The organism is Sorangium sp. So ce145 (assembly GCF_051525985.1).
GTDB classification, from domain to species: Bacteria; Myxococcota_A; Polyangia; order Polyangiales; family Polyangiaceae; genus Sorangium; species Sorangium cellulosum_B.
This window is the reverse complement of record NZ_CP150315.1, coordinates 1,218,080-1,242,893: the sequence shown is the minus strand read 5'-3', so window position 1 is coordinate 1,242,893 and position 24,814 is coordinate 1,218,080. Positions and strand designations below refer to the sequence as shown.

Annotated in this window: 13 protein-coding genes; 7 read left to right on the top strand and 6 right to left on the bottom strand. The window is 75.2% G+C overall.

The features are described from left to right. Positions 1-2 precede the first annotated feature (2 nt). Positions 3-548 carry a YdcF family protein gene (locus WMF34_RS04590; RefSeq protein ID WP_231864683.1) on the bottom strand — a complete coding sequence of 182 codons (546 nt, stop codon included), beginning with the start codon at positions 546-548 and terminating at the stop codon, positions 3-5. A gap of 458 nt (positions 549-1,006) precedes the next feature. Here WMF34_RS04590 and WMF34_RS04585 point away from each other — a divergent pair, with 458 nt between their 5' ends. After that, entirely contained in the window at positions 1,007-1,828 is an 822-nt protein-coding gene (locus tag WMF34_RS04585) for an MBL fold metallo-hydrolase (RefSeq protein ID WP_437992520.1), read from the top strand. Between the two features lie 233 nt (positions 1,829-2,061). On the opposite strand, the gene WMF34_RS04580 is transcribed toward WMF34_RS04585, so the two are convergent. After that, positions 2,062-2,889, bottom strand: coding sequence for a sigma-70 family RNA polymerase sigma factor (locus WMF34_RS04580; RefSeq protein ID WP_012233492.1), 828 nt, complete (start codon positions 2,887-2,889; stop codon positions 2,062-2,064). A 380-nt stretch (positions 2,890-3,269) separates the two neighbouring features. On the opposite strand from WMF34_RS04580, the gene WMF34_RS04575 reads away from it, so the two are divergent. Continuing rightward, positions 3,270-5,153 carry a S41 family peptidase gene (locus tag WMF34_RS04575; RefSeq protein ID WP_012233491.1) on the top strand — a complete coding sequence of 628 codons (1,884 nt, stop codon included), beginning with the start codon at positions 3,270-3,272 and terminating at the stop codon, positions 5,151-5,153. A 6-nt stretch (positions 5,154-5,159) separates the two neighbouring features. Here the strand turns inward: WMF34_RS04575 and WMF34_RS04570 are convergent, their stop codons facing one another. The 4 genes from WMF34_RS04570 to WMF34_RS04555 all read right to left on the bottom strand — a co-directional run bounded on the left by WMF34_RS04570 (position 5,160) and on the right by WMF34_RS04555 (position 15,072). Continuing rightward, a complete protein-coding gene (locus WMF34_RS04570) occupies positions 5,160-9,362 on the bottom strand; it encodes a DnaJ domain-containing protein (RefSeq protein ID WP_012233490.1) in 4,203 nt (1,400 codons plus the stop codon). After that, a complete protein-coding gene (locus WMF34_RS04565) occupies positions 9,362-12,190 on the bottom strand; it encodes a protein kinase domain-containing protein (RefSeq protein ID WP_437992519.1) in 2,829 nt (942 codons plus the stop codon). Before WMF34_RS04565 ends, WMF34_RS04570 begins: the two co-directional genes overlap by 1 nt. A gap of 138 nt (positions 12,191-12,328) precedes the next feature. Continuing rightward, positions 12,329-13,285 carry a 3D domain-containing protein gene (locus tag WMF34_RS04560; protein WP_437992518.1) on the bottom strand — a complete coding sequence of 319 codons (957 nt, stop codon included), beginning with the start codon at positions 13,283-13,285 and terminating at the stop codon, positions 12,329-12,331. Further along, complete coding sequence (locus tag WMF34_RS04555; protein WP_437992517.1) at positions 13,282-15,072, bottom strand: hypothetical protein; 1,791 nt, start codon at positions 15,070-15,072, stop codon at positions 13,282-13,284. The genes WMF34_RS04560 and WMF34_RS04555 overlap by 4 nt, the downstream gene beginning before the upstream one ends. A 331-nt stretch (positions 15,073-15,403) precedes the next feature. Here WMF34_RS04555 and WMF34_RS04550 point away from each other — a divergent pair, with 331 nt between their 5' ends. From WMF34_RS04550 to WMF34_RS04530, 5 genes are all read left to right on the top strand, one after another. Further along, complete coding sequence (locus WMF34_RS04550) at positions 15,404-16,546, top strand: SDR family oxidoreductase (protein ID WP_437992516.1); 1,143 nt, start codon at positions 15,404-15,406, stop codon at positions 16,544-16,546. Further along, on the top strand, positions 16,543-17,967 hold the full coding sequence (locus WMF34_RS04545; protein WP_437992515.1) for a GDSL-type esterase/lipase family protein: 1,425 nt from the start codon (positions 16,543-16,545) through the stop codon (positions 17,965-17,967). The genes WMF34_RS04550 and WMF34_RS04545 overlap by 4 nt, the downstream gene beginning before the upstream one ends. Positions 17,968-18,099: 132 nt before the next feature. Continuing rightward, a complete protein-coding gene (locus WMF34_RS04540) occupies positions 18,100-19,572 on the top strand; it encodes a protein kinase domain-containing protein (RefSeq protein WP_437992514.1) in 1,473 nt (490 codons plus the stop codon). Next, entirely contained in the window at positions 19,572-20,219 is a 648-nt protein-coding gene (locus tag WMF34_RS04535; RefSeq protein WP_437992513.1) for a tetratricopeptide repeat protein, read from the top strand. The genes WMF34_RS04540 and WMF34_RS04535 overlap by 1 nt, the downstream gene beginning before the upstream one ends. Positions 20,220-20,593: 374 nt before the next feature. Further along, a complete protein-coding gene (locus tag WMF34_RS04530; protein ID WP_437992512.1) occupies positions 20,594-24,811 on the top strand; it encodes a protein kinase domain-containing protein in 4,218 nt (1,405 codons plus the stop codon). Positions 24,812-24,814 lie beyond the last annotated feature (3 nt).

Sequence of the window (24,814 nt, the reverse complement as noted above, 5' to 3'; positions counted from 1 at the left end):
GATCACGCTTCACCCTGACGAGCGGTGTCGAGCAGCCAGGCGGCGCTCTCGCTGAGGATCCGCCTGCGGCGCATCGCGCGCGCGTCGAGCCACATCGAGATCACCTCGTGACCGCGCTGCCATGCGCGCGCAACCACCGGCTCGCCCACGCGCGACGCCGGCAACCCGCAAGCGTCGATCCCGACGTCGTGAAAGTTCTGGAGAGCCCTGGCCATGTGCCAGGAGCAGGTGACGATCGCCGCGCGCCGCGCGCCCACGCGGCGCAGGAGGGCCGCGCTGAAGATCGCGTTCTCGTGCGTCGTCAGCGACCAGAGATCCTGCAGGATCGCGTGCGCCGGCACGCCGGCGCGCCGCAGCTCGGCGGCGAGCACGCGCGCCTCGACCTGCGCGCCCCAGCGGCGCCCGCCGCTGGCGATCACCCACGGCGCGACTCCGGCGCGGTAGGCCTCCGCGGCGCGCGCCGCGCGGCGCGCGCCGGGGGCCGCCGGGCGCCCGGAGGGAAACACCCTGCAGCCGAGGACGACGATGGCGTCCGCGTGGAGCGGCATGCGACCGACCATAGCCCATCGGCCGCGGCCTTCGCGTGCCCGCTGCGCGCGATCGTCCTGCCCTCCCGCTGCCGCCCGCGGGCCGTGCCGCTCCGATGCCTGCGCCGCCCGCAGGCCGACCTGTGGCCGCCACCTGGCCCCCCGCCCCGCCGCCCGCGCCTCTGCCTCGCCACCTGGGCCCCCCGCCCCGCCGCCCGCGCCTCTGCCCCGCCACCTTGGCCCCCGCCCCGTCGCCGCGCGCTCCCGCCCCCAGCCGCAGGCCGCGCCCACCGCTGGGCCGGCAACCTATCCCCTGACTACATTGGCGCCTTGGCCCTGCTCCCCCGGCCAGGTCTCCACGTCTGCGACCTTCCTTGCTCCCGGTGCACCAGGCGGCTTGACGCTGCCCGCGCTCGGAATCTAATAGCTCTACCTTGAAACGGGCGGGGTTCAGCGAGCGAGGCAGGATGCGGATCAAGATGTGGGGGGTTCGCGGAAGCATCCCCACGCCCGGTGCAGGCACGGTCGAAGTAGGCGGCAACACGAGCTGCTACGAGATTCGTGCCGGCGAAACGCTGGTCATCCTCGATGGCGGGACGGGGCTCCGTCTCCTAGGCCAGGAGCTGGTCAAGGAGATGCCCTTCGAAGCCTGGATGTTCTTCAGTCATGTGCACTGGGATCACATCCAGGGCTTCCCGTTCTTCACGCCCGCGTTCGTGCGCGGGAACAAGATCCATCTCTACGGTGGCCTCAACGTCTCCCGGACGCTCGAGGAGACGCTGGCCGGGCAGATGGACTACCCGAGCTTCCCGGTGCACCTCACGGAGATGGGCGCGGCGATGACCTTCCGCGACCTCTACGAGGGCGAGGTGGTCACGATCGGCCCGAACGACGATGTGCGCGTGACCAACGCGCGCGGCAACCACCCGAACGGCGTGTACGCGTACCGCGTCGAGCACGAGGGCAAGGTCGTCGTGTACATCACCGACTCCGAGCACTACGCGATCGTGGATCCGAAGCTGAAGAAGCTCGCGATGGGCGCCGACGTGCTGATCTTCGACGCCATGTACACGCCCGAAGAGTACTCGGGCGAGGTCGGCGGCGGCCCGAAGACGGGCTGGGGTCACGCCACGTTCGTCGCGGGCTGCGAGCTCGCGAAGGCGGCGGGCGCCAAGCAGCTCGTCCTGCACCACCACGATCCCAACCAGACCGACGCGATGGTGCGCGAGAAGGAGATGCGCGCCCGCGAGCTCTTCCCGAACACCATCGCCGCGCGCGAAGGCACGGTCATCGAGATCTAGCGCGACGCCTCGCGAACTCGAGGCGCGCCCAAATCGCCGCCCGACAGCGCGCCGTCCCCAGCAGCACCACCGCGGCGCTCTCCCGCACGCGCCCGCACCGCATCGCCGGCGCGGGGCTCTCCCGCACAGGAGACGGGCCCAGATCGGCGTTTTCGGCGCGGAAGCGCACGAAAGGGCGCTGAGCACCGAAAACGTCGAGGTGGGCCCGTATCCGAAGCGGGAGAGCCCCGCGCCTAAGCGCTCTTCGCCATGGGCTCGCGGGTGATCTCCTCGATGCGCGCGCGCATCCGCTTCTTGGCGCGCTCCTCGATCTGCCGCACGCGCTCCTTGCTGACGCCGAAGTCGGCGCCGAGCTGCTCGAGCGTCACGGGGCTGTCCGTCAGCCAGCGCTGGTTCATGATGGAGCGCTCGCGGGGCGACAGCTCGTTCACGACCTGGAGCAGCGCGCGCGAGAGCTGCGCGCGCTCGTCGGCGTCGCAGGCCTCGTCCTCCGGCGTGTGCGCGCTCGACGCGAGCCGCTCCACCGGAGCGATGCCGTCCTCGGTGGGAGAGCGCTCCAGGCTGACGTCGCGCGCCATGAGCAGCGGCAGCAGCTCGGCCGCCCGCTCCTCCGACAGGCCGCTCAGCTCCGCGAGCACCGCCGGGTCCTTCTCGTGCGTCTTGCGGTAGATACGCAGCGCGCGCCGCTCGCTCTTCGACGACCCGAGGCGCACGATCCGGTACCCCCGCGCCACGTGCTCGCGGATCTCCGCCCGGATCCAGTAGGCCGCGTACGTCGCCAGGCGGCAGCCGCGGTCCGGATCGAAGCGCTCCGCGGCCTTCAGGAGGCCGATGTTCCCCTCCTGCACGATGTCCTCCATCGGCAGCCCCCAGCGGCGGTACTCGAGAGCGATCGTCATCACGAACGGCAGACACGCCTCGATGAGGCGCCGGCCAGCGTCCCGGTCACCAGCTCGCCAGCGGAGCGCGAGCTCCCGCTCGGCCTCCGGGCTCAGGGTGGCGTAGTTCGCGAGCTCTGTACGATAAGCCGAGAATGCCGCACGATCCCAGGTGGCGCTCATGATCTCTCCGCTCTCCACCGCGCGCGCCGATCATGGAGGGCATGCGAGCCCCTGCGGGCCGGCGGGCGGCACCGGGGCAGATGCAGGCGTGATGCCGGGATTGACCCTAGGAAATCGCCTTTTTTTGCGCTGGAATGCGCAACGTGTTCGGATCCCTCGACGGAAGCGAAAGCTTTGCGGGAAAGCGGAGGAGCACGAATGCGCAGCGCTGAGCCCAGATCCACAGCGCACGAGCGGCGAACGAGGCGGACGAGGTGCGCGCCGAGGCCCCAGGCCGCGGGCGACGGCGGCGCCCGCGCGGCGCGCGCGCTCGCTCTCCGCGCGGATGCCGCCGCGGTCGCCCCTGCCCCCGCGCGCCGCATCGTGATATCCGGGGAGCAGTGAGGACGCGCGTCGCGGGCTCCGTCGCGTGCATCGCCGCCAGCCTGGCGACGCTCGCCTTGCTCTCGCGCGAGGCGGAGATCCCCCTCGCGAGGGCGCGGCGCGGGATCGCGCGGCCCTTGCTCCACACCGTCGCGCCGGACGACGAGGAGATCGACGGCGTCGGCTGCGACCCGAACGCCCTCGACCGCGGCATCGCGGTGCCGACCGGGGCGCCGACGTCGCTCGGCTGCGAGCAGGCCCGCGCCATCGTGGCCCAGGCCCGCACCACGCTGGCCGCTCCGCCGCTCCGCGTCGATCCCGCAAAGTTTGCCGAAGCGACCTCGGACTGGCTGGATCCGCACGGGCTGTGGTCGGTCGCCCCCGACACGCCCGTGGGCGCCTCGCTGCAGCGGGAAGCCGCCGCGCTCCTGGACGAGCTGCAGGCGCCCGTGGGCAGCGGGCCGTGCGCGGCGGCGCTGCGCGTCGGGCAGGAGCTCGCCGGGTGGTCGCGCGAGCTCGAGAGGCTCTTCGATGACGGCTACCGGCGCGGCCTGGCCAGCCCGCCCGCGACCCACGCCGCGGCGTGGGAGCTGGCGTCGTCGGCGCCGTTCGAGGACGGCGAGGTGACGCGCAGCGCCCGGGACCTCGCGCGCAAGCTCGGCCGGGAGGTCGGCGGGCTGCGCGCGCATGTCGGGGAGCCGCTCGCCCGGTACGCCGACGCCGTGCGCGAGCGGGCGGCGCCCTCGATGAGCGAGGACGGCTGGGCGCGCACGGTGATCGCCGCCGCGGTGCGCGCCTATGTGCCCCAGCTGGACGCCCACGGCGCCTGGGCGCCGCTCGAGGAGGAGGTCTCCATCTACGATCTCGATCTCGAGGCGCACCCGCCGGCCCGGCTCTGGCAAGAGATGACGCGCACCGCGATCGGGGTGCGCATCGACCGCGGCGCGCTCGCGCCGCTCGAGGACGGCGACGTGGTGATCCGGATCCAGGATCTGCCGATCTCCGGCATGAGCGTCGAGCAGGCCGAGCAGCTCGCCGTGCTGTCCGACGTGCACCCCGGGACGACCGCTCGCGTGACGCTGCTGCGGCGCGGGGTCGCGGCGCCCCTCGAGCTCACCGTGGCGCCGCACCCGGTCGGACCGCAGCCGGCCGAGGCGGCGCCCTCGGAGCTGCCGCTCGATCTGGTGCGCTACGGGGACGGCAAGATCGCGGTGATCGCCATCCCCGACGTGCCCGACGACCTCGGGGATCGGGTCGCGGCGGCGCTCCTCCGCGCGCGCGCGCAGGGCGACACGCGGGGCGTGCTGCTGGACGTGCGCGCGAACGGCGGCGGCTCGACCGACGGCGCGATCGCCGCGCTCGGGCTGTTCCTGCCGGGCGTACCGCTGTTCCCGATGCGGCGCCGCGACGGCGGCGTCGAGGTGGAGCGCTCGCCCGACGTCCCGGAGGAGCGCGGGTGGAGCGGGCCGCTCGCGGTGCTCGTCGACGGCGACTCCGCGAGCGCGGCGGAGATGATCGCCGGCGCGATCGCCAGCTACCGGCGCGGCGTGATCATCGGCGATCGGACGTACGGCAAGGGGTGCGCTCAGGAATACCTCGACGACGACGCCCACGTCGGCGTGCTGCGGCTCACGACGCTCCTCTACGCGCTCCCCGACGGCGCGCCGGTGCAGAAGGTGGGCATCGTGCCGCAGGTGCAGCTGTCGCTGCCGGCAACGAGCGAGCGAGAGGCGCGCGTGGACCGGGCGCTCGGCCCGTGGCGGGGCCCCGACGTGCGCGATCTGCACCGCGTGCGCGACGTGCCCTGGCCGGCGCACGCAGGGCGGATAGGGCCCTGCCGCGACGAGACGGTCTGCCGCGCGCTGCGGTCGCTCGGCGCGGTGCGCGCGGCAGCGCGCTGACGCGCGTCAGCGCTTCCAGAACTTGCCGAGGAGGCCGCCCGCGGGCGTCGGATCGCTCGTCGTGCGGCTCCGCATCTCCTGCAGGCGGACCTCGCGGATGGCGTCGAGGTTCTTCGGGTTGAGCTCTGCCGCCAGGCGGAAATCGCCGATCGCCTTGTCGATCCTCCCCGAGCGCTTGAGGAGCATGCCGCGGTAGAAGAGCGCCCGCTCGTAGCGAGGCTCTTTCTCCAGGACGGCATCCAGCGTCTGGATCAGATCGTCGTAGTGCGCGCTCGTGGCCCCCTCCGCGAGCACGGGCGGATCGCCGCGCCGCTGCGCCTGGATCCAGACGAACAACGTCATGTACTCGGGCTGCTCCGGGTCGGCGTTGAGCGCGCGCCGCGCGCGGGCCTCGGCGCCGGCGAGGTCGTTCTTCTTGAGCAGGATCTCGGCCTTCTGGAACTCGAGCGCGGCGTCGACGGCGCGGGCGATCCGCTGCTCGTCCTCGGCGGGGGGCGGGGCCTCCTTCGGCGCGCTCTGGTACTCGGCGCGCCGCTTCGGATCGCTCAGCGTCTGGTAGGCCTCGCTGATGCGGGCGAACACGCGCGCGACGAGCGGCTTGACGTCCTGGAGCTCCGCCGGCGTCCGGTCGGGGTGCCACCGCTTGGCGAGCGCGAAATAGGCGCTCTGCACGCGCTCCGGAGGGGCGTCCTCCGCGACGCCGAGCATCTCGAAGAAGCTCTCGCCGTCGATCGACGCGGCGCGCGCCTCGATCTCCGCGCGGCGCGCGGCGAGCTCGGGGTTCGGCGCGGCGCGCGGCTGCGGCGGGAGATCGGGCGCGAGCGCCGCCGGTCCCTGCGGCTTCGCCGGCTCCGCGGCGCGCGCCGGCGGCACAGGCGACGGCGCCTCGGCGCGCCCCGCCCCTCGCGCGGCCCTGCCCTCCGGGCCGACCGCCGCCATCTTGACGGTGGGCGCCTGCTGGGGCGGCGGCGCAACGCGGGCGCCGGCGAAGGTCGGCGCAGGAGGCGGCCTCAGCGCCTTGGGATCCACGCCGCGGTAACCGCCGCCCGGATCGCCGCCGGACGCGCGCGGGTCGAAGGGCGCCACCGGGCTCGGGGTCGGCGCGCCGGTCCACGACGCCGCCTCCGGCCCCGCGGCAGGAGGTGGCGCCGTGGAGCGGCGCGGGGCGACCGGGACCCCAGCGCGCCTGCTGGACGGCGCGGCGACGTCGTCGGGCTGCCGCTGCGGTGCGCGGCCTTCGGCCTCGCCGCGCGCCGGGCGCGGACCGGGCATCGTCGAGCCCGCGGTGGGGCGCGGCGAGCGCGCCGCCGCGCCGGAGGGCTCGCGCTGGGGCGCTGGCCCCGCCTCGGCCGGGGGCGCGCCAGCGGCCCGCTCCCGGCCGGGCCCGGCGGGACCGCCGACCCCGACGGGGCGCCGGCCCGGCGCGCCGAGATCGAGGTGCCGCGTGATCGCGAGCGCATAGATCATCAGCCGCACGACGCGCTCCTGCGCGACGCCGGCGGCGAGCAGCTCGGCCAGCGTCATGCGCCGCATCCGCAGCAGATCCACGATGGCCGCCTCGTCGCGATGGAGCTGGAACCGCTTCATCTCGGCCTCGACGTGGAGCCCGAGCTGCCGGTTCTGGATCCGGTCCAGGGTCGTGTCGATCAGCGGATCGTCGGCGTGGAGCCGGACGCCCGCCATGATCACCGCGAGGGGCTCGCACCCGATGAGCTCCGGACCTCCGTACGACGACAGCAGGTTCTGGGCGTCGTAGTAGGCGTAACGCGTCGCGGGCGGGAGATCGTAGAGCGCGACGAGCTTGCGCACGAGCTGCTCGCGCAGCACGCCGAACACCGTCTCCCTGTCGAGCAGGCCCCGGGCGACGAGCAGCCGGCCGTGCAGCACCCGTCGCTTGGTGATGTCCCGGAGCGTCTCCCGCAGCGTCGCCTCGTCCAGGAGGCCGAGATCGAGGATCACCCGATCGAGCGGGGCGATGATCGTCCCGGTCCAGATCTTGGCCGGCACGCCTTCGCTGAAGAAGATGCCGTGGCGGACGCCGTCGGGGTCGATGAAGCACGTCGTGCCGGTGAGGCGCCGGTCGAGCATGTACACGAGCAGGTGGACGAGCGGCGTGCGCGCGAGCGTGCCCTCCGCGGTCGGCGGGTCGCCCGGCAACGACAGCACGGCGATCGGACCGGCCATCGCCGACGGAGGCAGATCAGACACGGGGTTGCGCTCGCGCCGCTGCGGCGGATCTCCCCAGCCGCGGGTGCGCACCGACGGCGGCCGCGCGCTCTCCTCGGGGACCTCGTCCGGATCGCTGTCTGTCTGCACCGACCACGACTCCTCTCCATGAGCGCCCGGGGCGGGCGAGGTTGGGCTCGCCACCGCGGCGGGCTCCAGATGCGGTGGATCGGGCCAGCGCGCCGTCGTGCGCCCTGACCGCAAGGGTGGAGACAGCCTGCCGGACGGCGCAGGCGGCAGATCCGCGAGCATCCTGGCGTCCGCGCCGTCGTCCGGCAGCCCCCCGAACGTGGCCTCGGGCGGCGAGGCGGGCCCGCGGGCGGCGTCGCTGGCCCGCGGCTGCGTCCTCCGGCTCGCCGGCGCGTTGGTCATCGGCAGCGTGGGCGACGAGGGCCGCGTGATCTGCTGCTGCGGCGGCATGCGCAGGTTGCCGAGCGGCGACGCCGGCGCGTTGCGGACCGGCGGCGACTCCGCCGCGAGCGCCGGCGAGCGGAGCGACACCTGCGGCGCCTCCTGGATCGCCGCGTGGGCGCGCATCGACGCGGCGGCGGGATCGTCGCTCGTCGCGACGATCCGGCGGATGTGCCGCGGCGTCTCGCCCTGGCGAGGCCGCTCGGCGAGATCGACTTCGAGCGCGCGCGGGATGGGGCCGCCGGCGGCGTCGAGGACCAGCCGGACGCGCGGCTGCGAGTACCGGGCCGGGTGCGCCGGCGTCTGCACGACGAGCGCGACCTCCCCTGTCGAGAGCTCCACGAGCGTGCCGGTCGGAAAGATGCCGAGCGCGCCCACGAGCAGCCGCAGCACCGCGCGGTCCGCCGGATCGGCCGCCTCCCGCTCGAGCTTGGCGATGGCCTCGTCGGCGGAGAGCGGCGCCTCGCCCGGGGCCGCGGTCAGGAGGTCGTTGAAGGCGCGGGCGGTCGCGAGGATCCGCGCCTGGAGCGTCGGCTGGCGGAGGCCGCGGTAGACGGGGCCGAGCGCCGGCTGGCGGCGCACCCAGTGCGCCTCATAGGCGACGACGGTGCGCATCACGCTGGGCTCGTTGACGAGGCCGAGCGCGGTCAGCACGACCGCCGTGCCCGCCGGGACGTCCGCCTCCTGCTGCTCGCTCAGCTGCGGGACGAGCCCGCCCGAGCCGCTCGTCGCGGCGCCCGTGAGGCGCGGCCGGGCGATGTCGAAGAGCAGCGCCGCCATCGAGAGCCGCTGGAGAAGGACGACGTCGCTCGTGATCTGCCGCGCCATCGCGAGGCTCAGGATCGCGGTGTTCACGGCGCGCCCGGCGTCGTCGTGGTTCTGGTTGCGCAGCGCGGTGACGCCCAGGAAGGCCGGCGTCTCGTTCGCGGAGAGGTCGACGAGGCGCTGCGTGATGCGCTTGACGCCCTGCCGCAGCGTGTACCGGCCGTGCCGCAGGTCGTCGTAGAACCGGCGGATGATCACGATCGCCGTCGCGTAGGTGCGCACGATCGCCGAGGTCTCGTCGCCCTCGCGATCGATCGCCACCTCGCGGCGGAGCACGGCCTCGTCCACGGCACGCAGGCGGACGCGCGGCGCCGGGCGGTCGGCGAGCGCCGGCTTGCTGCTGCGGAGGGCCTCGGCGAGCGCGGAGGCGAGGGCGTAGAGATCGCTCGCGCGGACGTCCTTGGCGACGCCGATCTCGGAGTAGCCGCAGCGGCCGAGGACGTCGCCGAGCTCGAGCGCGCCCTCGTAGACGGCGCGGTTCGCCTTGAGGAGCTGCCCGGAGACGAACACCGAGCCGCGGGTGAACAGGATCGAGACGTTGTGACCGGAGCGCTGGCCGAAGTCCTGGACGAGCGAGACCGTCTCCTCGACCTGCCGCACCATGGCCTGGTTGTCGATCGCGTGCAGCGTCGAGAGCTTCACCAGCCGGAAGAGGGCCTGCACCACGCTGGCGGCGAGATCGCGCGCCTGCTCGCGGCGGATGTTCTCCGACACGTTCTGGCTGATGACATCGACCTGGGGCGCCATCACGGGACCTCGCCGGCGGTCGAGATCCGCTTGCCGAGGCGCGCGGCGATGGCCTCGGCGGCGGCGCCCGCGGCGTCGCGCAGCGCCTGGCTGTTCCAGGGCCGCCGCTTCGTGGCGGCGAGCGCGGCGTCGAGCGCCTCCTGCGAGCGCGCCTCGCGGCCGAGCAGCTCCGCCGAGAGGCAGCGGGTCTGCTCCGCCGCGTCATCCGCGAGGAGGCCGTGCCGCTGGAGCAGCTCGACGGCGACCGACTCGCCGCGCGCCGGGTTGAGCGTGTAGAGCGCGCCGAGGAACTCGCGCCGCTCGTCGAGCGTGAGCTGGTGGAACGAGCTGTCCTGCACGCGGCGGACGAGCAGCGGGCCGGCCGCGCGGACCTGGTGGTGCGCCAGCGTGCGGAGCGCCGCGACGCGCACGTCGGGCGGCGCCGACTCGGCGAGCGAGAGCAGCTCGTCCCGGATCTGCTCGGGGCTCGTCGCGAGGTGCGCGATCGCCTCGCAGCGGAGCGCCGCGTTCGCGCACCCGGAGAGCCGCTTCAGCGCGCCCAGGGCGCCCTGCGTCCGCGACGCGGCGAACATCTTGAGGATCGGGCGGGCCACGTCGAGGTCCAGCGTCATGAGCGCGTCCACGACCCCCTCCTCGTGCCCGGGCAGCGTCCGCTCGACGTGGCCGAGCAGCGCGCGGCGCAGCGCCTCGTGGCCGGTGTGCCCCACGACCTCCATGGCGACGGGCAGGGTCTCGCTGCCGAGCTTGTGCAGGATGGGCGCGAGCCGCTGCGCGACCAGATCGAGGTCCACGGGGGCGGGCTGCGCCGCGCCGCCGGGGGCGGCCGTCGTGACGACGCGCGTCGCCTCGCGGAGGAGCAGCCGCATCGTGTCGGGCGGGAACATCCCCCGGGCGAGCTCCGTCGCGAGCGCGCCCCCCTGCTGCCTGGGCGCGAGCGCGTCGAGGGCCTTCTCGATGGCGTCGTGCATCCCGAAGAGCACCTCGAAGCGGCGCGCGAGGATGAGATCGCGCGCCGACGCGGCCATCGGCTCGGTCACGAGCTCGACGTCCTTGTACCGCCTGGCGTTCAGGAAGGCGTCGGCCACGACCTCGACGAAGCGCTCGCTCCAGCGATCCGGGCTCATGACCAGCTGCGTGCCGAGCGCGCGCTGCGCGACCGGGTCGAGCGCGAGCGCGCTCGCGGCGCGGCGCGCGGCCCGCAGCGCGGCGGCGTCGGTGTCGATGACCATCGCCGCCGCCTCGGCGCGGTTCGCCTTCTCCTCGGCGGCGCGCCGGGCCATGCTCTCGAGGTCGTCGGCCTCGTGCCAGAACTGCTCGCGATCGGCCGCGTCCCCCTCGACGAAGACGCTCACCACGTCGTAGCGCACGTGCTCGAGGCGGCGCTCCCACAGGGCGGCCGCGACGTCGTCCTCGGGGGCGAGGTCGCGCAGCGGATCGAGCAGCAGCACCTCGCAGAGGGCGCGCAGCTCGTCCTCCGTGATGCCAGGGAGCAGCTGGACGCGCCGGACGCCGGCCGCGAAGAGGTTGTACGGGACGAGGTCGAGCGGGTGCGACGGCTCCCACACCGTCCGCCGGCGATGCTCGAACGCGTACGGCGTCAGCGTCCAGTGGACGAGGCTCCCGTCCGCGCGCAGCGCCTCCACCATCGCCTGGAAGGTCGCGCGGAGCTTGTTGTCCGCGTCCGGGTGGGTCCAGCCGTAGTGACGCACCGCCGGGAGCAACCGCTCCATGCGGCGGAACACCTCGGTGAGCCGCGTGACCGCGGGGTCGTCCGGCTCCGCCTCGCCCGGCTCGTCGTGAGGCGCGGGCTCCTCCGCCGCCCGCATCCCGACGGCCGTCGGCGAGTCGTCCGGCGGGGGGCGCCTCGTGCTCGTCGGCGAGGAGCGGCGGGGCACGGACGCGCCGACCTCCTCGAGGACGCGCAGCACCTCCTGCCGCATCTGCGCGGCCGACTCGAAGCGGTTGCGCTTGTCCCAGGCGAGCGCCTTGTCGACGAGGCCGATGACCGAGGCGGGCAGCTCGGGCGCGATCCGCGCGAGCGACGGCGCCGGCGTCGTCGCCGCGAGGATGAACGCCTCGTTGTCCGAGCGCCCCTGGTGGAGGCGCTGCCCGCTGAGCACGGCGTACAGGGTCGCGCCGATCGAGAAGAGATCCGCCCGCCCGTCGACCCCCTCGGTCAGCCCCATCGCCTGCTCGGGCGCCATGAACGAGGGGGTCCCGAGCGCCGTGCCCGCCTTGGTCTTGTCGCCGGGCGCGCCGCGCATCCTCGCCACGCCGAAGTCGAGCAGCTTCACCACGTTGTCCTTCGTGATGAAGATGTTCGCGGGCTTCAGGTCGCGGTGGACGATGCCCTCCGCGTGGAAGCTCTCGAGCGTGAGGAGCACCTCCCCCGCGATCCAGAGCGCCTCGGCGACGGGGAGCTTCCGGCTCTTGCGCTTCCAGAGCTGCTGGACGGTCTCCCCGTCGAGCAGCTCCATCACGAGGAACGGCTCGTCCTGCTCGGTGATGTCGTCGTCGAGGATCGCGACCCGGCCGGGGTGATCGATCTTGTTGGCGACGTAGCCCTCGCGCAGGAACCGCTCGCGGATGCCGACGTCGCGCGCGAACTCGGCGTGCAGGATCTTCAGCGCGGCGCGCGAGCCGTTCCGGTGGTGGGTGGCGGCGTACACGGAGGCCATGCCGCCCACGCCGAGGAGCGAGTCGATCCGCCACTTGTTCTTGACGGTCATCCCGAGGCGGGCGCGCGCCCGCTGCTTCTCGTCCGGCGCGTCCGTGACTTCCGAGGGCGGAGGGATGACGGACTCGGGGAGGACGCCGCGTGAGGTCATTCGGCCACCGGAAGGCGGGAAATCGTATCACCTCCCCGCCCGCGCCAGGTTCCGGATTTCACGCGGGAGGGCGGCCGGCCTTACGGTCCCTCGCGCTCCCTCCGCGGGCGCCCCCGGCGACGCCGCGGGAGACCGCGCTCAGGAGGCCCCCCGCGCGGCGAAGATCGCGCGACAGCGCGCGTCGTCGAGCACGGGGCGCACGCCGCGGTTCGACGGAAAGAGCGCGTTGAGGCGCGCGGTGACCGCGGGATCGCCGGTGAAGACGTCGATCTGCCGCCCGACGACCTTGATGCCGCGATCCTCGGCGACGAAGCACCCGTCGTGTCGGCCCCCGCCCGGGAGCGGCAGCCCGACGAGCTCGGGCACGAAGAGGGACGTGCCAAGCGGAATGACGCTCGAGTCGACAGCGACCGTGCGCAGCGGCGTGATGGGGCGTCCGGTCGCGCCTCGGCCATACGGGAACCGCCGCGGATCGAGCCGCTCGAAGCAGACCTGCTGGCCGGTGCGCGGGCAGACATCGGCGCACGCGCAGCCGCGCCGCGCGAAGCTTACCGTGTCACCCGAAGCGAGCCGGCCGCTGCCCTGGACGCAGACCTGATCGTGGAACGCGCGCGGGACGCTCGCGAGCGGCGCGCAGGCAGCGTCGTAGAGGACCGCATCCTTCGGCCCTTCGCCCTCGCTCGGGAAGTCGTAGTAGGTGTTCCGGAACATCCCGGGTGCGAGCCCCTGCGCGGCCTGTGATGCCGGCGCTGGCGCCGGCGCCGCGCGCGCGGGCCGGCCGTGCTCGCGCACGAGGATCACGGGGTCACCCTGCGCGGCGGCCGCATCCGCGGCGCCGCCCAGATCGGCCTGCGCCGCGCCGGGCGCATCGCCGGGCGCGCCGTCGACAGCGCCGCCGGCGCCCCGGTCGCGATCGCCGTCGTCCGGGGAGGGCTCGTGGAGCCAGCCGCCGCCTCCGCGCGCGATCCGCGGCTCGCTCGAGCCGTCGTGGACCCAATCGGCGCCCCCCTTGGTCGCGCACCCCGCGGGGAGCGCGAGCAGGAACGCGTGGATCCCGCCGAGGACGAGCGCTCGCGCGCGTGCCGCGCCCGTCAAAAGACGCCTCCGAGCCGGGCGAGCTCGCGGATCGCCGTGGCGGCGACGTCGGCGCGCGCCCAGAACGCGGCGGGTGAGCCGGCGCTCTCCGGCGCGGCGCCGGCCGCGATCACCACGGGCGCAGTGTCGCCCGCGCCCGGCTGGCCGAGGCGGCTCGCGACGAGCCGCAGCGGCTCGACCACCAGCGCGAACGCGATGTCCGAGCCGAGCGGCGCCAGCGCGGTCTTCATGGACGGGACCTCGCCGAGGCGCTCTCCCTGGAGCGCGCCGACCACGCTGCGGAGCCCCGCGCCCGGATCGTTGCCGACCGACGCGAAGAGGCCGTCGTCGCGGACCAGGTAGAGCAGCTCGATCGACGACGGCGGAAGCGACGCTCCCTGCGCGGCGGGCCCGCCCATTCCGCCCTGCGGCCCCGCGCCCTGCGGCCCCTTGCGCGCCGGCGCCCCTCCCGCGCCAGCGGGCGCGCTCGCCGCGGCGGTCCGCTCGAACCGCACCCGCCGCACGTCGCCGTCGAGCAGCGGAAGCGCCGCCTTGCCCGCGGAGACCCGGAGCCCCTCGCGCTGCAGCGCGGCCTTGAACGGCGGGAGCTCCGCGGTCCCGAGGAGATCCTGGATGGAGGCCTCGAGCTTGGCCCGGTCGCCCACGGCGGCGCGCACGAACGCCGTGGGACCCGCGCCGTCGAAGCGGAGCCCGCCGGCGAACCAGTCGCCGCGCGCGTCCGACGCCGCGCGGATCGCGGCGCCGAGCCGCTCCCGCTCCGCGGCCGGGAGGTCGCCCTCGACGAGCCCGGCGAGGGCGTCGACGAGCCTGGGCACGCTCTCGGCGCGCGTCGCGGCCCGATCGCGGACGAGGATCCCGACGAGCGAGTCGGCGGGCAGATCGAGCAGCGGCTTCACGTCGCCGACGGCGAGATCGGCCGACGCCTTCGACGCCGGGCCGCCCCCTGCCTTCGGCGTTCCGGAGACGCGCAGGTGCGCGTTCTCGTCCAGCACCAGCGTGAGGCGCGCTCGCTCGAGATCGCCGAGCATCGCGAGCGCGCTCTCGATCATCGGACCGAGCGGCACCGCGGTGGCGCGCGGCGCGCCGTCGGGCCCGCGCGCCTTGTCCCAGGCGCTCCGAGCCGCCTTGAGCACCGGACCCTCGAGCGCGGCCCTCGGGATCTCGACCGCGAGATCCTCCTTCGGCACCTGCGCTTGCGGCATCGTCCGCGCGACGTAGGGGCCCAGGGAGATCAGGTCGCCCGGCGTCTCCGCGACGAGCAGGTAGTTGCCGAGGACGCCGAGGGCCACCGGGCTCGCGCCCTGGAGCGGCTCGAGCAGCGCGATCGCGGTCGCCGCGTCGGGCTTCGCGCGGAAGCGCGCCCCCTCGCCTCGCGTGAGCTGGTCGATGAAGCGTCCCCCGTCCTTCACGTGGAGGCCGAGCGCGGCCCGCGGGCGCGCCCCATCCGCGGCGTCCACGGCCGCGCCGAGCACCGGCACCCCGCCGTCGATCTCGGACGCGACGGTGATGGGCAAGCCGAGCAGCGACGCCGCGAGGGCGCCGGCGCTGCTCGGGAGGAGCACCGCCGAGCCGCCGACGAGGGCGCGCGCCTTGGCCCACGTGGCGTCGGGCGTCGGGAGGAACGCCTCGGCGATGAGCCCCGCCGGCGCGGGCACGGGGCTCAGGGCCGCAGCGCCGGCGTCGGACGGCGCGCCAGGCGATTTGCAGCCCAGCGCGCCCGCGCTCACGCCGAGGACGATGGCCAGGAGCGCCGCAGCGCCGCGGCGCACGGCAGAGTTCGGTCGCACGATCACGACCCGAACGGTAGCGCCTTCCCGCCGCGATCGACCACGAACCTGCAAAATCGCCGCGCGGGCGCCGGGCGACGCACGCGAGGTCCTCGTCGCCGAGCGACTCGTGCGCGAGGAGGCGACTCCCGGGCACATCGCATCGACCGAGCGAGGAACCGTCGGGCCGCGGTCGCGGATGGCGAAAGCCCCTGGCTGCAGCCGCGGGTGCACGCCCCGGCCGGACAGCGGCGCGCAGCGTGGCAGCTGCCCCCATCACCCCCGCGCTGGTCCGAGGCGGCCTCAGCGGAAAGCTGCGGAGCAGGCGCACCGCTGCGGTAAGCTCCAGTCGATGCCTCGCCCCGGCTACGACAGCGTGGTGCTCATCACCGGCTTCCCCAAGTTCATCGCGCGGAAGATGCTGCAGCACATCCTCGCGTCGGAGCCGCGCACGCTCGTTGTCGCCGTCGTGCTCGCGAAGTCGTCGGCGCAGGCCAGCGCGGAGCGCGACGCGCTCCCGGCGGCGGACCGCGAGCGCCTCGTGCTGCTCGAGGGGGACGTCGCGGCGATGGATCTCGGGCTGTCGGGCGCCGAGTTCCGGCAGCTGGCCCGCGAGGTCGACCGGATCCACCACCTCGCGCACGTCGGCCACGCCGGGGCCGACCCTCGCACCGCCCACGCCGTGAACGTCGTCGGGACGGCCGAGGTGATCGAGCTCGCCCGCGCCTGCACCTCGCTCCAGTGCCTCGTCCATCAATCGACCGCGTTCGTCGCGGGGGACCGGACGGGGATGGTGTACGAGGACGATCTCGAGGCCGGCCAGGCGTTCCGCAACCCCGTGGAGGAGACGCGGATGCGCGCGGAGGTGCTCGTGCGGCGGGCGATGCGCCACGTGCCGGCGGCGGTCGTCCGGCCGACCACGGTGGTGGGCGACGCGACGACCGGGGAGATCGACCGGCTCGACGGCCTGTACCTCCTGGTGCTGCTCATCATGGCAGCGCCGGCCGACATGGCGATCCCGATGCCCGGCCGCGGCGACGTGCCGCTCAACATCGTCCCGATCGATCACGTCGTCCGCGCGACGCACGCGATCGGCCTGAGCCGCCTCGCGCCGGGTCGCACGCTCCACGTCACCGATCCGCACCCGCTGTCTGCGCGGCGGGTCTTCGATCTCATCGCGCGGGCGAGCGGCCGCCGCGCCGCGCGCGGTCACATCCCGTCGAACCTCGCCAAGGCGCTGCTCCGTACGCCCGGGATCGAGCGCTTCGTCCGCAGCCCGCGCGCGTTCGTCGAGCAGCTGATGACCCCGGTGCGCTACGACGCCCGGAACGCGGATCTCGTGCTCTCGGCCGCGGGGATCGCGTGCCCGCCCTTCGAGTCGTACGTCGACGTGCTCGTCGGCGCCGTCCAGGAGCGCGTCCGCGAGCGGCGCGAGCGCCAGGAGATCGACATCGGCGCGGACGCCGAGCCCGACATCGAGGATCCGCTGTCGTGAGGGGCGCAGCCCGCCCCGCAGCCCGCGCGGAGATCCCGGAGCGCCGCGCGGCGTCCTGCCGCGCCCCGCGGCGGCAAGCGCCGGCGCGGCTCCCCTCCGCCGCGTCGCGGCGCGCCCTCGCGGCGCTGCTCGCGGCGCTGCTCGAGGCCGCGGCGCTCGGCTGCAGCGCGACGCGCGAGCACGTCGCGCCGCCCGCGCCCGAGGTGGGCTCCGCGCCGCCCACGCCGTCGCCCCCGCCGCGCCTCGCAGAGGCCCCCGCCCCGGAAGCAGCCGCGCCGCGCCCCGCGGAGGCCGCGCCGGCGCGCCCGCCAGAGCTGGATCTGCTGCGCCCCGAGGACGGGGCTTACGCCCACTTCTTCGCGGCGCTCCGCGCGCTCGAGCAGGGTCGCCGCCGGGATCACGTGCGCATCGCCTGGCTCGGCGACTCGCACGCCGCGGCGGACTTCTGGAGCGGCGCGGTCCGCGCCGCGCTGCAGCGGCGCTTCGGCGACGGCGGGCTCGGCTTCGTGCACCTCGGCTATGCCGCCTACCGCCACAACGGCGCGCGGCTCACGGCCGACGGCAAGTGGCGGACCCGCCCGAAGTCCCCGGGCGGCTCCACGCCGGCCGACGACGGCGTCTTCGGGCTCGGGGGCATCCTCTTCGGCGCGCAGACGGCGCCGGTGCGCGCGGAGATCTCGCTCACCTCGGCGGCGCCTTCCGCGCGGCTGTTCTGGGACGTGTGCTTCCGCCCGAGCGCGCCGACCGACGAGGTCGCGGTGACGATCGAGGGCGGCCCGAGCGAGGTGCTCCGCGCGGCAGCGGGCGAGGCACCCGGCGCGCTGCAGCACACGCGGCTGGCGAGCGTGGGCGCGGTGAAGCTCGGCGTCGCGCCGTCGGGCGGGGCCGAGCTCTGCGGGCTGGTCGTCGAGCGCGATCCGGAGGCCGGGGCCGGGGTGGTGCTCGACACGCTCGGCATCAACGGCGCCCGCCTGGGGACGCCGCTCCGGTGGAGCGAGCTCGCCTGGGCCGCCGAGCTCGCGCGGCGCTCGCCGGAGCTCGTCGTGATCGAGTACGGCACGAACGAGGCGGGCGACGTCACCACGGATCCGTCCCTCTACGCGAAGCAGCTCGCCGAGCTGCTCGCCCGCATCCGCAGGGTCGAGCCCGACGTCGACTGCCTGGTGCTCGCGCCCACGGACCGGAGGGACGCGCCAGAGCGCACGCCCGTCGTCCGAGACGTCCTGCGCGACGCCGCGCGGGAGGGCGGCTGCGCGTTCTGGGACACGTACCAGGCGATGGGCGGGAGGGGCTCGATCGAGGCCTGGTACCGCGAGCGCCCGCCGCGCGCGTCGCGCGACGGCGTCCACCTGACCTTCCGCGGCTACCAGGAGCTCGGCGTGAAGCTCTCGAGCGACATCCTGGAGCGCTATCGCCCCTGACGAGCGTCGCCGCCTGCGAGGTCGGTTCGACGCCGACGGCGGGCGGCCGGCCCGGTGGCCTTGCTCGTGCTTTCCGCTGTCGTTGCTCGATCGGCGTGAAGGCTTCTCACGCGCGATGGGCGAAGGGGGCACATGCTTCATGCCGGGGACGTTGCAGGAGGTCGCTTCCGGCTGATCCGGCAGATCGGCGCGGGTGGGATGTCGAGCGTGTGGTGGGCGCGCCATGAGCTCATCGGCCGGGACGTGGCGCTCAAGCTGTCCCCGGCGCTCCGGGACGAGCAGGTCGTCGGGCGCTTCATCCGGGAGGCGAAGATCATCGGCAAGTTCCAGCACCGGAACATCGTCGGCGTCGTCGACGCCGGCGAGCTCCAGGACGAGGGTTACCTGTTCCTGGCCCTGGAGCTCCTGCGGGGCTCGCCGTTCGCTGACCGCCTCCAGCCGAACCGGCCGCTGCCGCCCGAGGAGGTGGTGCCCGTCCTCATCGAGGTGTGCTGCGGGCTCTCGGCCGCCCACGCCGAGGGCGTCGTACACCGCGACATCAAGCCGGAGAACATCATGATGGCGACGGTCCCCGGCGAGGGGATCGTGCCGAAGATCGTCGACTTCGGCATCAGCCAGCTCACGGGCGCGGGCGACGCCATCACCATCGACGGGCAGCTGCTCGGAACGCCCTCGTACATGAGCCCGGAGCAGGCGCTCGGCAAGCGCACCATCGACGCGCGCGCCGATCTCTGGGCGGTCGGCGTCATGCTCTACGAGGCGCTCAGCGGCGCGCAGCCGTTCACGGGAGGCAACCACCACGCGGTCCTCCGGCGCATCCTCGAGACCGAGCCCGCGCCGCTGCCGAGCTCGATCCCGCCGCGCCTCCGGAAGATCGCCGGCCGGTGTCTCGAGAAGGACCCGGCGCGGCGCTACCCGGACGCGGCCTCGCTGCGCGCGGATCTCCAGGCCGCGCTCGACGATCTCGGCGCGAGCGCGCCGGCGCCGATCGTGATCCTCTCGCCGCCGGCCGCAGGCTCGCGGCCCGGGGAGGTGACGCGAGCCCGCGGCGCGCTCGCCGCGCCCCCGAGGCTCGCCGCTCGCGCCCTCGAGCGGCTCTGGACCCGGGCGCCACGGGCGCCTCGATGGCGGGAGGCGACGACGATCGGGCGCACGCAGGGCGCCGCCACGCAGGGCGCCGCCACGCAGGGCGCCGCCACGCAGGGTGCCGCCACGCAGGGCGCGGCGCGCCGCGCGAGGACGATCCTGGCGATCCGGCTCGCGGGCGCCGCGGCGCTCGCGGCGGCGCTCAGCTCGGCCGCGCTGCGGGAGCAGGCGGACGCGGGGCCCGAGAGCGCGGCGCGCGAGAGCCTCCGCCCCGTGCTGGCCACGGCCTTCGCCGACAGCGGCGCCGCCTGGCGGCGCGGCGCCAGCGCGCCCGAGGCGACGAGCAGCGACGCACCGCCACGGAACGCGGCGAGCCGCGGTGGCGCGCCGGGCTCGCCCGGGCGCTCCTCGAGGGACCCGGGCAGCGGCGACGTCTCGTCGGCCTACGGGGACAAGCCCCCGCGCTGGCAAGCGCCGCGCGGGCCATCTCGACCCCGCATCACGAGCCCCGGGTTCTGATGACCAGCGCCGCACCGATCACCGCTCCTCGCCGACGCCGCTGGCGGCGCGCCGCCGCGCTCGGGCTCGTTTGCTTGGCGCTGCTCTCGCCCTCCTGGCTGCACGCGCAAGACGACAGCACGACGCGCGCGCTGAGGCTCCAGTTCGCGCAGGGGCTGACGCTCGAGATCGCGGGGCGCTGGGCCGACGCGCTGGACAGGTTCGAGGCGATCGCCCGCCGGCGGCCGACGGCGAACGTGACGTACCACATCGGCCTCTGTCACGAGCGGCTCGGCCGGCTGCGCACGGCCGAGCGGACGTACCACAACGCGCGCGCGATCGCGGATGCGGACGCGAACGCGCGGAAGGCGTCGCAGGGGGTGCTCGCCGAGATCGACGCGCGCCTCGAGGACCTCGAGGGACGGATGCCGAGGATCGTGCTGAACCTCGCCGGCGCGACCGACGGCGTGACCCTGCTGCTCGACGGCGTGGTGACGCAGCCGTCGCGGGCAATCCGGGTCGATCCGGGCCCCCACGTCGCCGTGGCGCTCCGGCACGGGATCCCCGTCGCCGCGAGCGCCTTCTCGAGCCACGAGCGCCGAACGAGGTTCGTGACGCTGACCGTTCACCCCGGTGCGCTCCGCGTGTCCAGCGTGTCGCGCCCCTGAGCTCGCCGACCTGGACGGCCCACACCGAGCTCCCCACACCCGGGCACCTGTGTGTGAACAGAGGGGCCCGCGCCCCTCGCTCCGGACATGATCGCGCAGCGGTGGCGCGCCTTCGCGGAGCGCCCTCGCCGCGCGGCCCTGCGGCTCGTCGCGGGCGTGTGCCCTGCCTCGCGCGCAGCGCCCACATGCCGGCGAGATCTCGCGAGCACGTGGCATTTCGCCGCACGCGCGGGCGCTGGCCCGACCGTCCAGCGCCCGCTTGGATCCCATGCGAGATCCACCTGACAGGGCGCTCCGGACACGCCCAAACTCGCCGAGTCGTCGGCCGTGAACGCTGGATCCAGCTTCTGACGTCCTGATAGCATGCGAATCCCATGGCGCTCGACAGGCCGCCCGGTGCGGGCTCTGCTTCGCGACTCGGCAACTATGAGCTGCTGAGAGAGCTCTCCGGCGGTGGCATCGGCTCCACGTGGCTGGCGCGGGCGTCCTCCGACGAGGGCGAGGCGAAGCGCGCGCCGCCCGTCACGATCCTGCGCATCTACCGGCACCTCACGAAGAAGACCGAGACCGCCGACAGCATCCTCCGCGAAGCCGGGATGGCGCAGCAGGTCCGCTTCCCCAACGTGCTCTCGGTGCTCGACGCCCGCATCGCGGACGGCGAGGTCTTCATCGTCTCGGAGTACGTGGAGGGCGAGCCGCTGGGCGCGCTGGTGCCTTTGGCCGGCGCCGAGGGGCTGCCGCCGCCGGTGTCCCTCCGGATCGCGATCGACGTGCTGCGCGCGCTCGCGTCCGCGCACACGGCGCAGCCGGCGCCGCTCGTCCACGGCGAGCTGAACCCGACCCACGTCTCCGTCGGCATCGACGGCGTCACCCGGGTCGGCGGGCTCGGCGTCGCGCGGGCCATCGCCGGGCTCGCGCCCATGGGGACGAGGAACCCCGATCGGCTGGCCTATGCCGCGCCCGAGCGGGTCAAGGCGATGGCAGCGCACGCGGAGGCCCCGCTCGATCCGCGCGCGGATCTCTTCTCGATCGGCGTGGTCCTCTGGGAGCTGCTCGCGCGGCAGCGGCTGTTCTCGTCGAAGCTGGAGGCCGCGGTCATCCAGAAGGTGCAGTCGGCGCCGATCCCGCAGCTCGCGGGGCTCGCCGGGGGCGCCGTCCCGGCCGAGGTCGTCGATGTCGTCCAGACGGCGCTCGAGCGCGATCCCGCGCGCCGCTTCGCGAGCGCCTCGGCGATGCTCGCGGCGCTGGAGGCCGCGGGAGCAGGGCGGATCGCCGGGGATGAGGACGTGGCCGCGGCGGTGAGCAGGCTGGCCGGCAAGACGATCGAGCCGCGCAGGACGATGATCGCGGCGGCCATGGCGAGCCCCGCTGGCGCGGACGAGCCGCGGCCGCCGCCGCGCGCGCGGGGGATGACGCTGGTGGGCGTGGCGATCCCCGCGGCCGACGGCGCGCTCTCCCCTCGCGGCGACAGCCCGCGTCAGCCGATCACCGCGCCGTCACCGCGCGCGCGCGCGGCGACGCCCGGCGCGCCGCCGGTGGCCGCGGGCGGCGCGATCGCCGCGAGCCAGGTGCGCCCGACGAGCGGCGCGACGGCGACGAAGGACGCCGCCGCGCCGAAGAACGGCCTCGGGGCCAGGCCAGCGGCCGGCGCAGGCGCGTCGAACGGCGCGGGACCTGCGGGCACCGATGCGGCGCACGCCAGCGTCGACACCGGGTGGGGCTCGGTGGACGACGTCCCCGCCCGCGACCTGCCCGGGCCGCGGCGTCCCGCACAGACCCTTCCGCGGATCGAGCTGTCGGGCCAGGGGACGGAGGACCGCGCCGCCACCGGGGCGAGCACCGAGCACGCCGCAGCGACGGGGGCGGCCACGGCGAAGGGGCAGCCGCCCGCGCGGCCGGCCGCGCCGCGCCCGGGCGATCTGGGCGACCCCCTCGGGGCTGCGCGGGCGACGCCGACGCCGGCCGAAGGGACGGCGCCGAAGCCGCCGACGCCGGCCCTGGGAGGGCCGTCCCCGAGGCCGCCTCGCCCGCCGCCGCCGGCTCGCGCGGCGTCGCCGGCGCAGCCCGAGACGCACGGCAAGGTCGCCGCTGCAGCGCCTGCCGCCGTCGTGCCAGCGCTCGCGCCGAGCCCTCCGACGCCTCGGGTACCTGTACCGCCGCCGGCCGCTGCGACGCGCCGCACGCCCGTGGTGCCCGCCGTGGCGCCGGCGCCACGCGCGGCCGCCACGCCCGCGCCGCCGCTGGCGACGGCCACGAGCCGCGCGCCGGCGACACCGCCGGCGCCCCTCCCGCCGGCTGCGCCCGCGCCGGCCGCGTCGGCCGAGCCGTCTCAGCCGCTGCCCCCCGTCGCGCCCGCGTCGGCCACCGCGCCTGCCACCCCTGTCGCAGCGAAGACCCCGCCGCCCCCGCCGGCGGCGGCCGCGGCGCCGGGCGGGGCGCCTGCGACGCAGGAGGGCGCGCGCGGCAACGGTCCGGCATCGACCTCCAGCAGGACGGTCGCCACGCCGACCGGGATGCAGGGCCCGAACAAGCTCTGGGGTCGCGCGGCGTCGGCCGTCGACCAGCTGGGTCCGGGGAGCACCCTCGGCCGCTACGAGATCCTCATGCCGGTCGCCAAGGGCGGCATGGCGGCCGTCTGGGCCGCGCGCCTCCAGGGCACCCGCGGCTTCAGGAAGATCGTCGCCATCAAGACGATGCTGCCCGACGTCTCCGACGACCCCGATTTCGAGTCGATGTTCCTCGACGAGGCGCGGGTCGCGGCGCGGATCCGGCACCCCAACGTGGTCGAGATCCTCGACCTCGGCGAGGAGGACGACGTCCTCTACATCGTGATGGAGTGGGTCGACGGCGAGACGGCCGGCACGCTGCAGAAGGCCGCGAAGCGGCTCGGCGGCATCCCGCAGCGGATCGTGCTCCGCATCGCCTCGCAGATCTGCGCGGGGCTCCACAACGCGCACGAGCTCCGCGACGACAGCGGCGTGCTGCTCGACCTCGTCCACCGGGACATCTCGCCGGCGAACGTGCTCATCTCGACCGCCGGGTTCGTGAAGATCGTCGACTTCGGCGTGGCGAAGTCGAAGGGGCGCCTGCACGTCACGCGCGCTGGCGGCATCGTCAAGGGGAAGACGCCGTACCTCTCGCCGGAGCAGCTCGGCGGGCTCCCCATCGATCGCCGGAGCGACATCTTCTCGCTCGGCGCGCTGCTGTACGTGCTCACGACGGGGCTGCACCCCTTCCGCGCCGAGACCGAGCTCGCGACCATCGAGAACATCACCATCAAGAACCCGCTCCCCCCGCGCGAGCTGAACGGAGCGATCCACCCCGAGCTCGACAGGATCATCCTCAAGGCGCTCGAGAAGGACCCCGAGAGCCGCTTCTCGACGTGCGCGGAGATGCAGCGGGCCATCGATCAGGTCGCGTCGACGCTCGGCGAACCCACGACCGACGAGGACGTGGCGGCCTTCGTGCGGCAGGCGATCGGCGAGATCCAGTCGAAGCGCGCGCAGGAGCTCCGCGACGCGATCGCGGCCGTCGACGCAGGCGCGGCCGTGAACTCGGAGCGCCGGCCCGGGGCCCCTCTGGAGGGCCACGCTGCCCTGGCCGACGTCGGCGCGGGCTCGCGCGAGGGCGGTCCCGCCGCCGCGGCGGGGTCTCCCCTTGCGGCAGCGGCGCCGGCCGGCGCCGGCCCGTCGTCCAGCAGAGGGGCCGCATCACCGGCCGCGGAGAAGGACGACGAGCCGCCGGTCAGCCTGGAGCCGATCTCGTTCGAAGAGATCGCCGTGCCGGCGCAGCCTGCCGGTGTGCCGCCGCGGCTCATCATCGCGCCCGCCCTGCAGGCCGACGTCGCGCCCGGCGAGCCGGGCGAGCCGGTGAGCCCGCGGCCCGCCGCCCGCGAGGGCAAGCCGCTCGGCTCTTCGGCCAAGCGGATCCTCCCGGCGGCCGGCGTGCCCGCCACGAAGGTGCTCGCGGCGGCGGATCCGCCCGCGTCCCGGGCCGCGGCGCTCAGCGAACGCCTCGCGAGGCGCGGCTCGAGGAGCCTCGCCAACGACGTCGGCGAGGTCACGGCCGTCGACCGATCGTTCGAGACCGGGGAGCGGCGCAAGCGGCTCCAGCTGATCGTGGCTGGCGCGGCGATGTTCTGCGTGGCGCTCGGGGCCGTCGCGCTCGTCGTGCGCGGCGGCGACGAGCGCTCGCGTCCGGAGATCGGCAAGGCGCGCGTCGATGCGTTGCCCGCGGCAGCGCCGGCCGACACCACCGCGACCGCGGCGGAGGCCGTCCCGGCTGCGCCCGCTTCGCCGGCGGAGCCTCAGGCGGCGGAGCCGGCGTCGCCGCCCGCTCCCGAGGCCGCGGCGACGCCTCCCGAGGCGGCGCCGGCGCCCTCGCCGACGCCTCCCGAGGCGGCGCCGGCGCCTTCCCAGACGGCCAAGGCGCCCGCGGCAGCGACGGCGCAGCCCATCGCCGCGCCGCAGGCGTCGCGCCCACCGTCGACCGCGCGCCCCCGGACGACGTCCACGCCGGCGAAGCCTGCGCCCAAGCCAGCAACGTCCGGCAAACCCATCCCCAAGAAGAAGTACAACCCATCGGGTATCTGAACA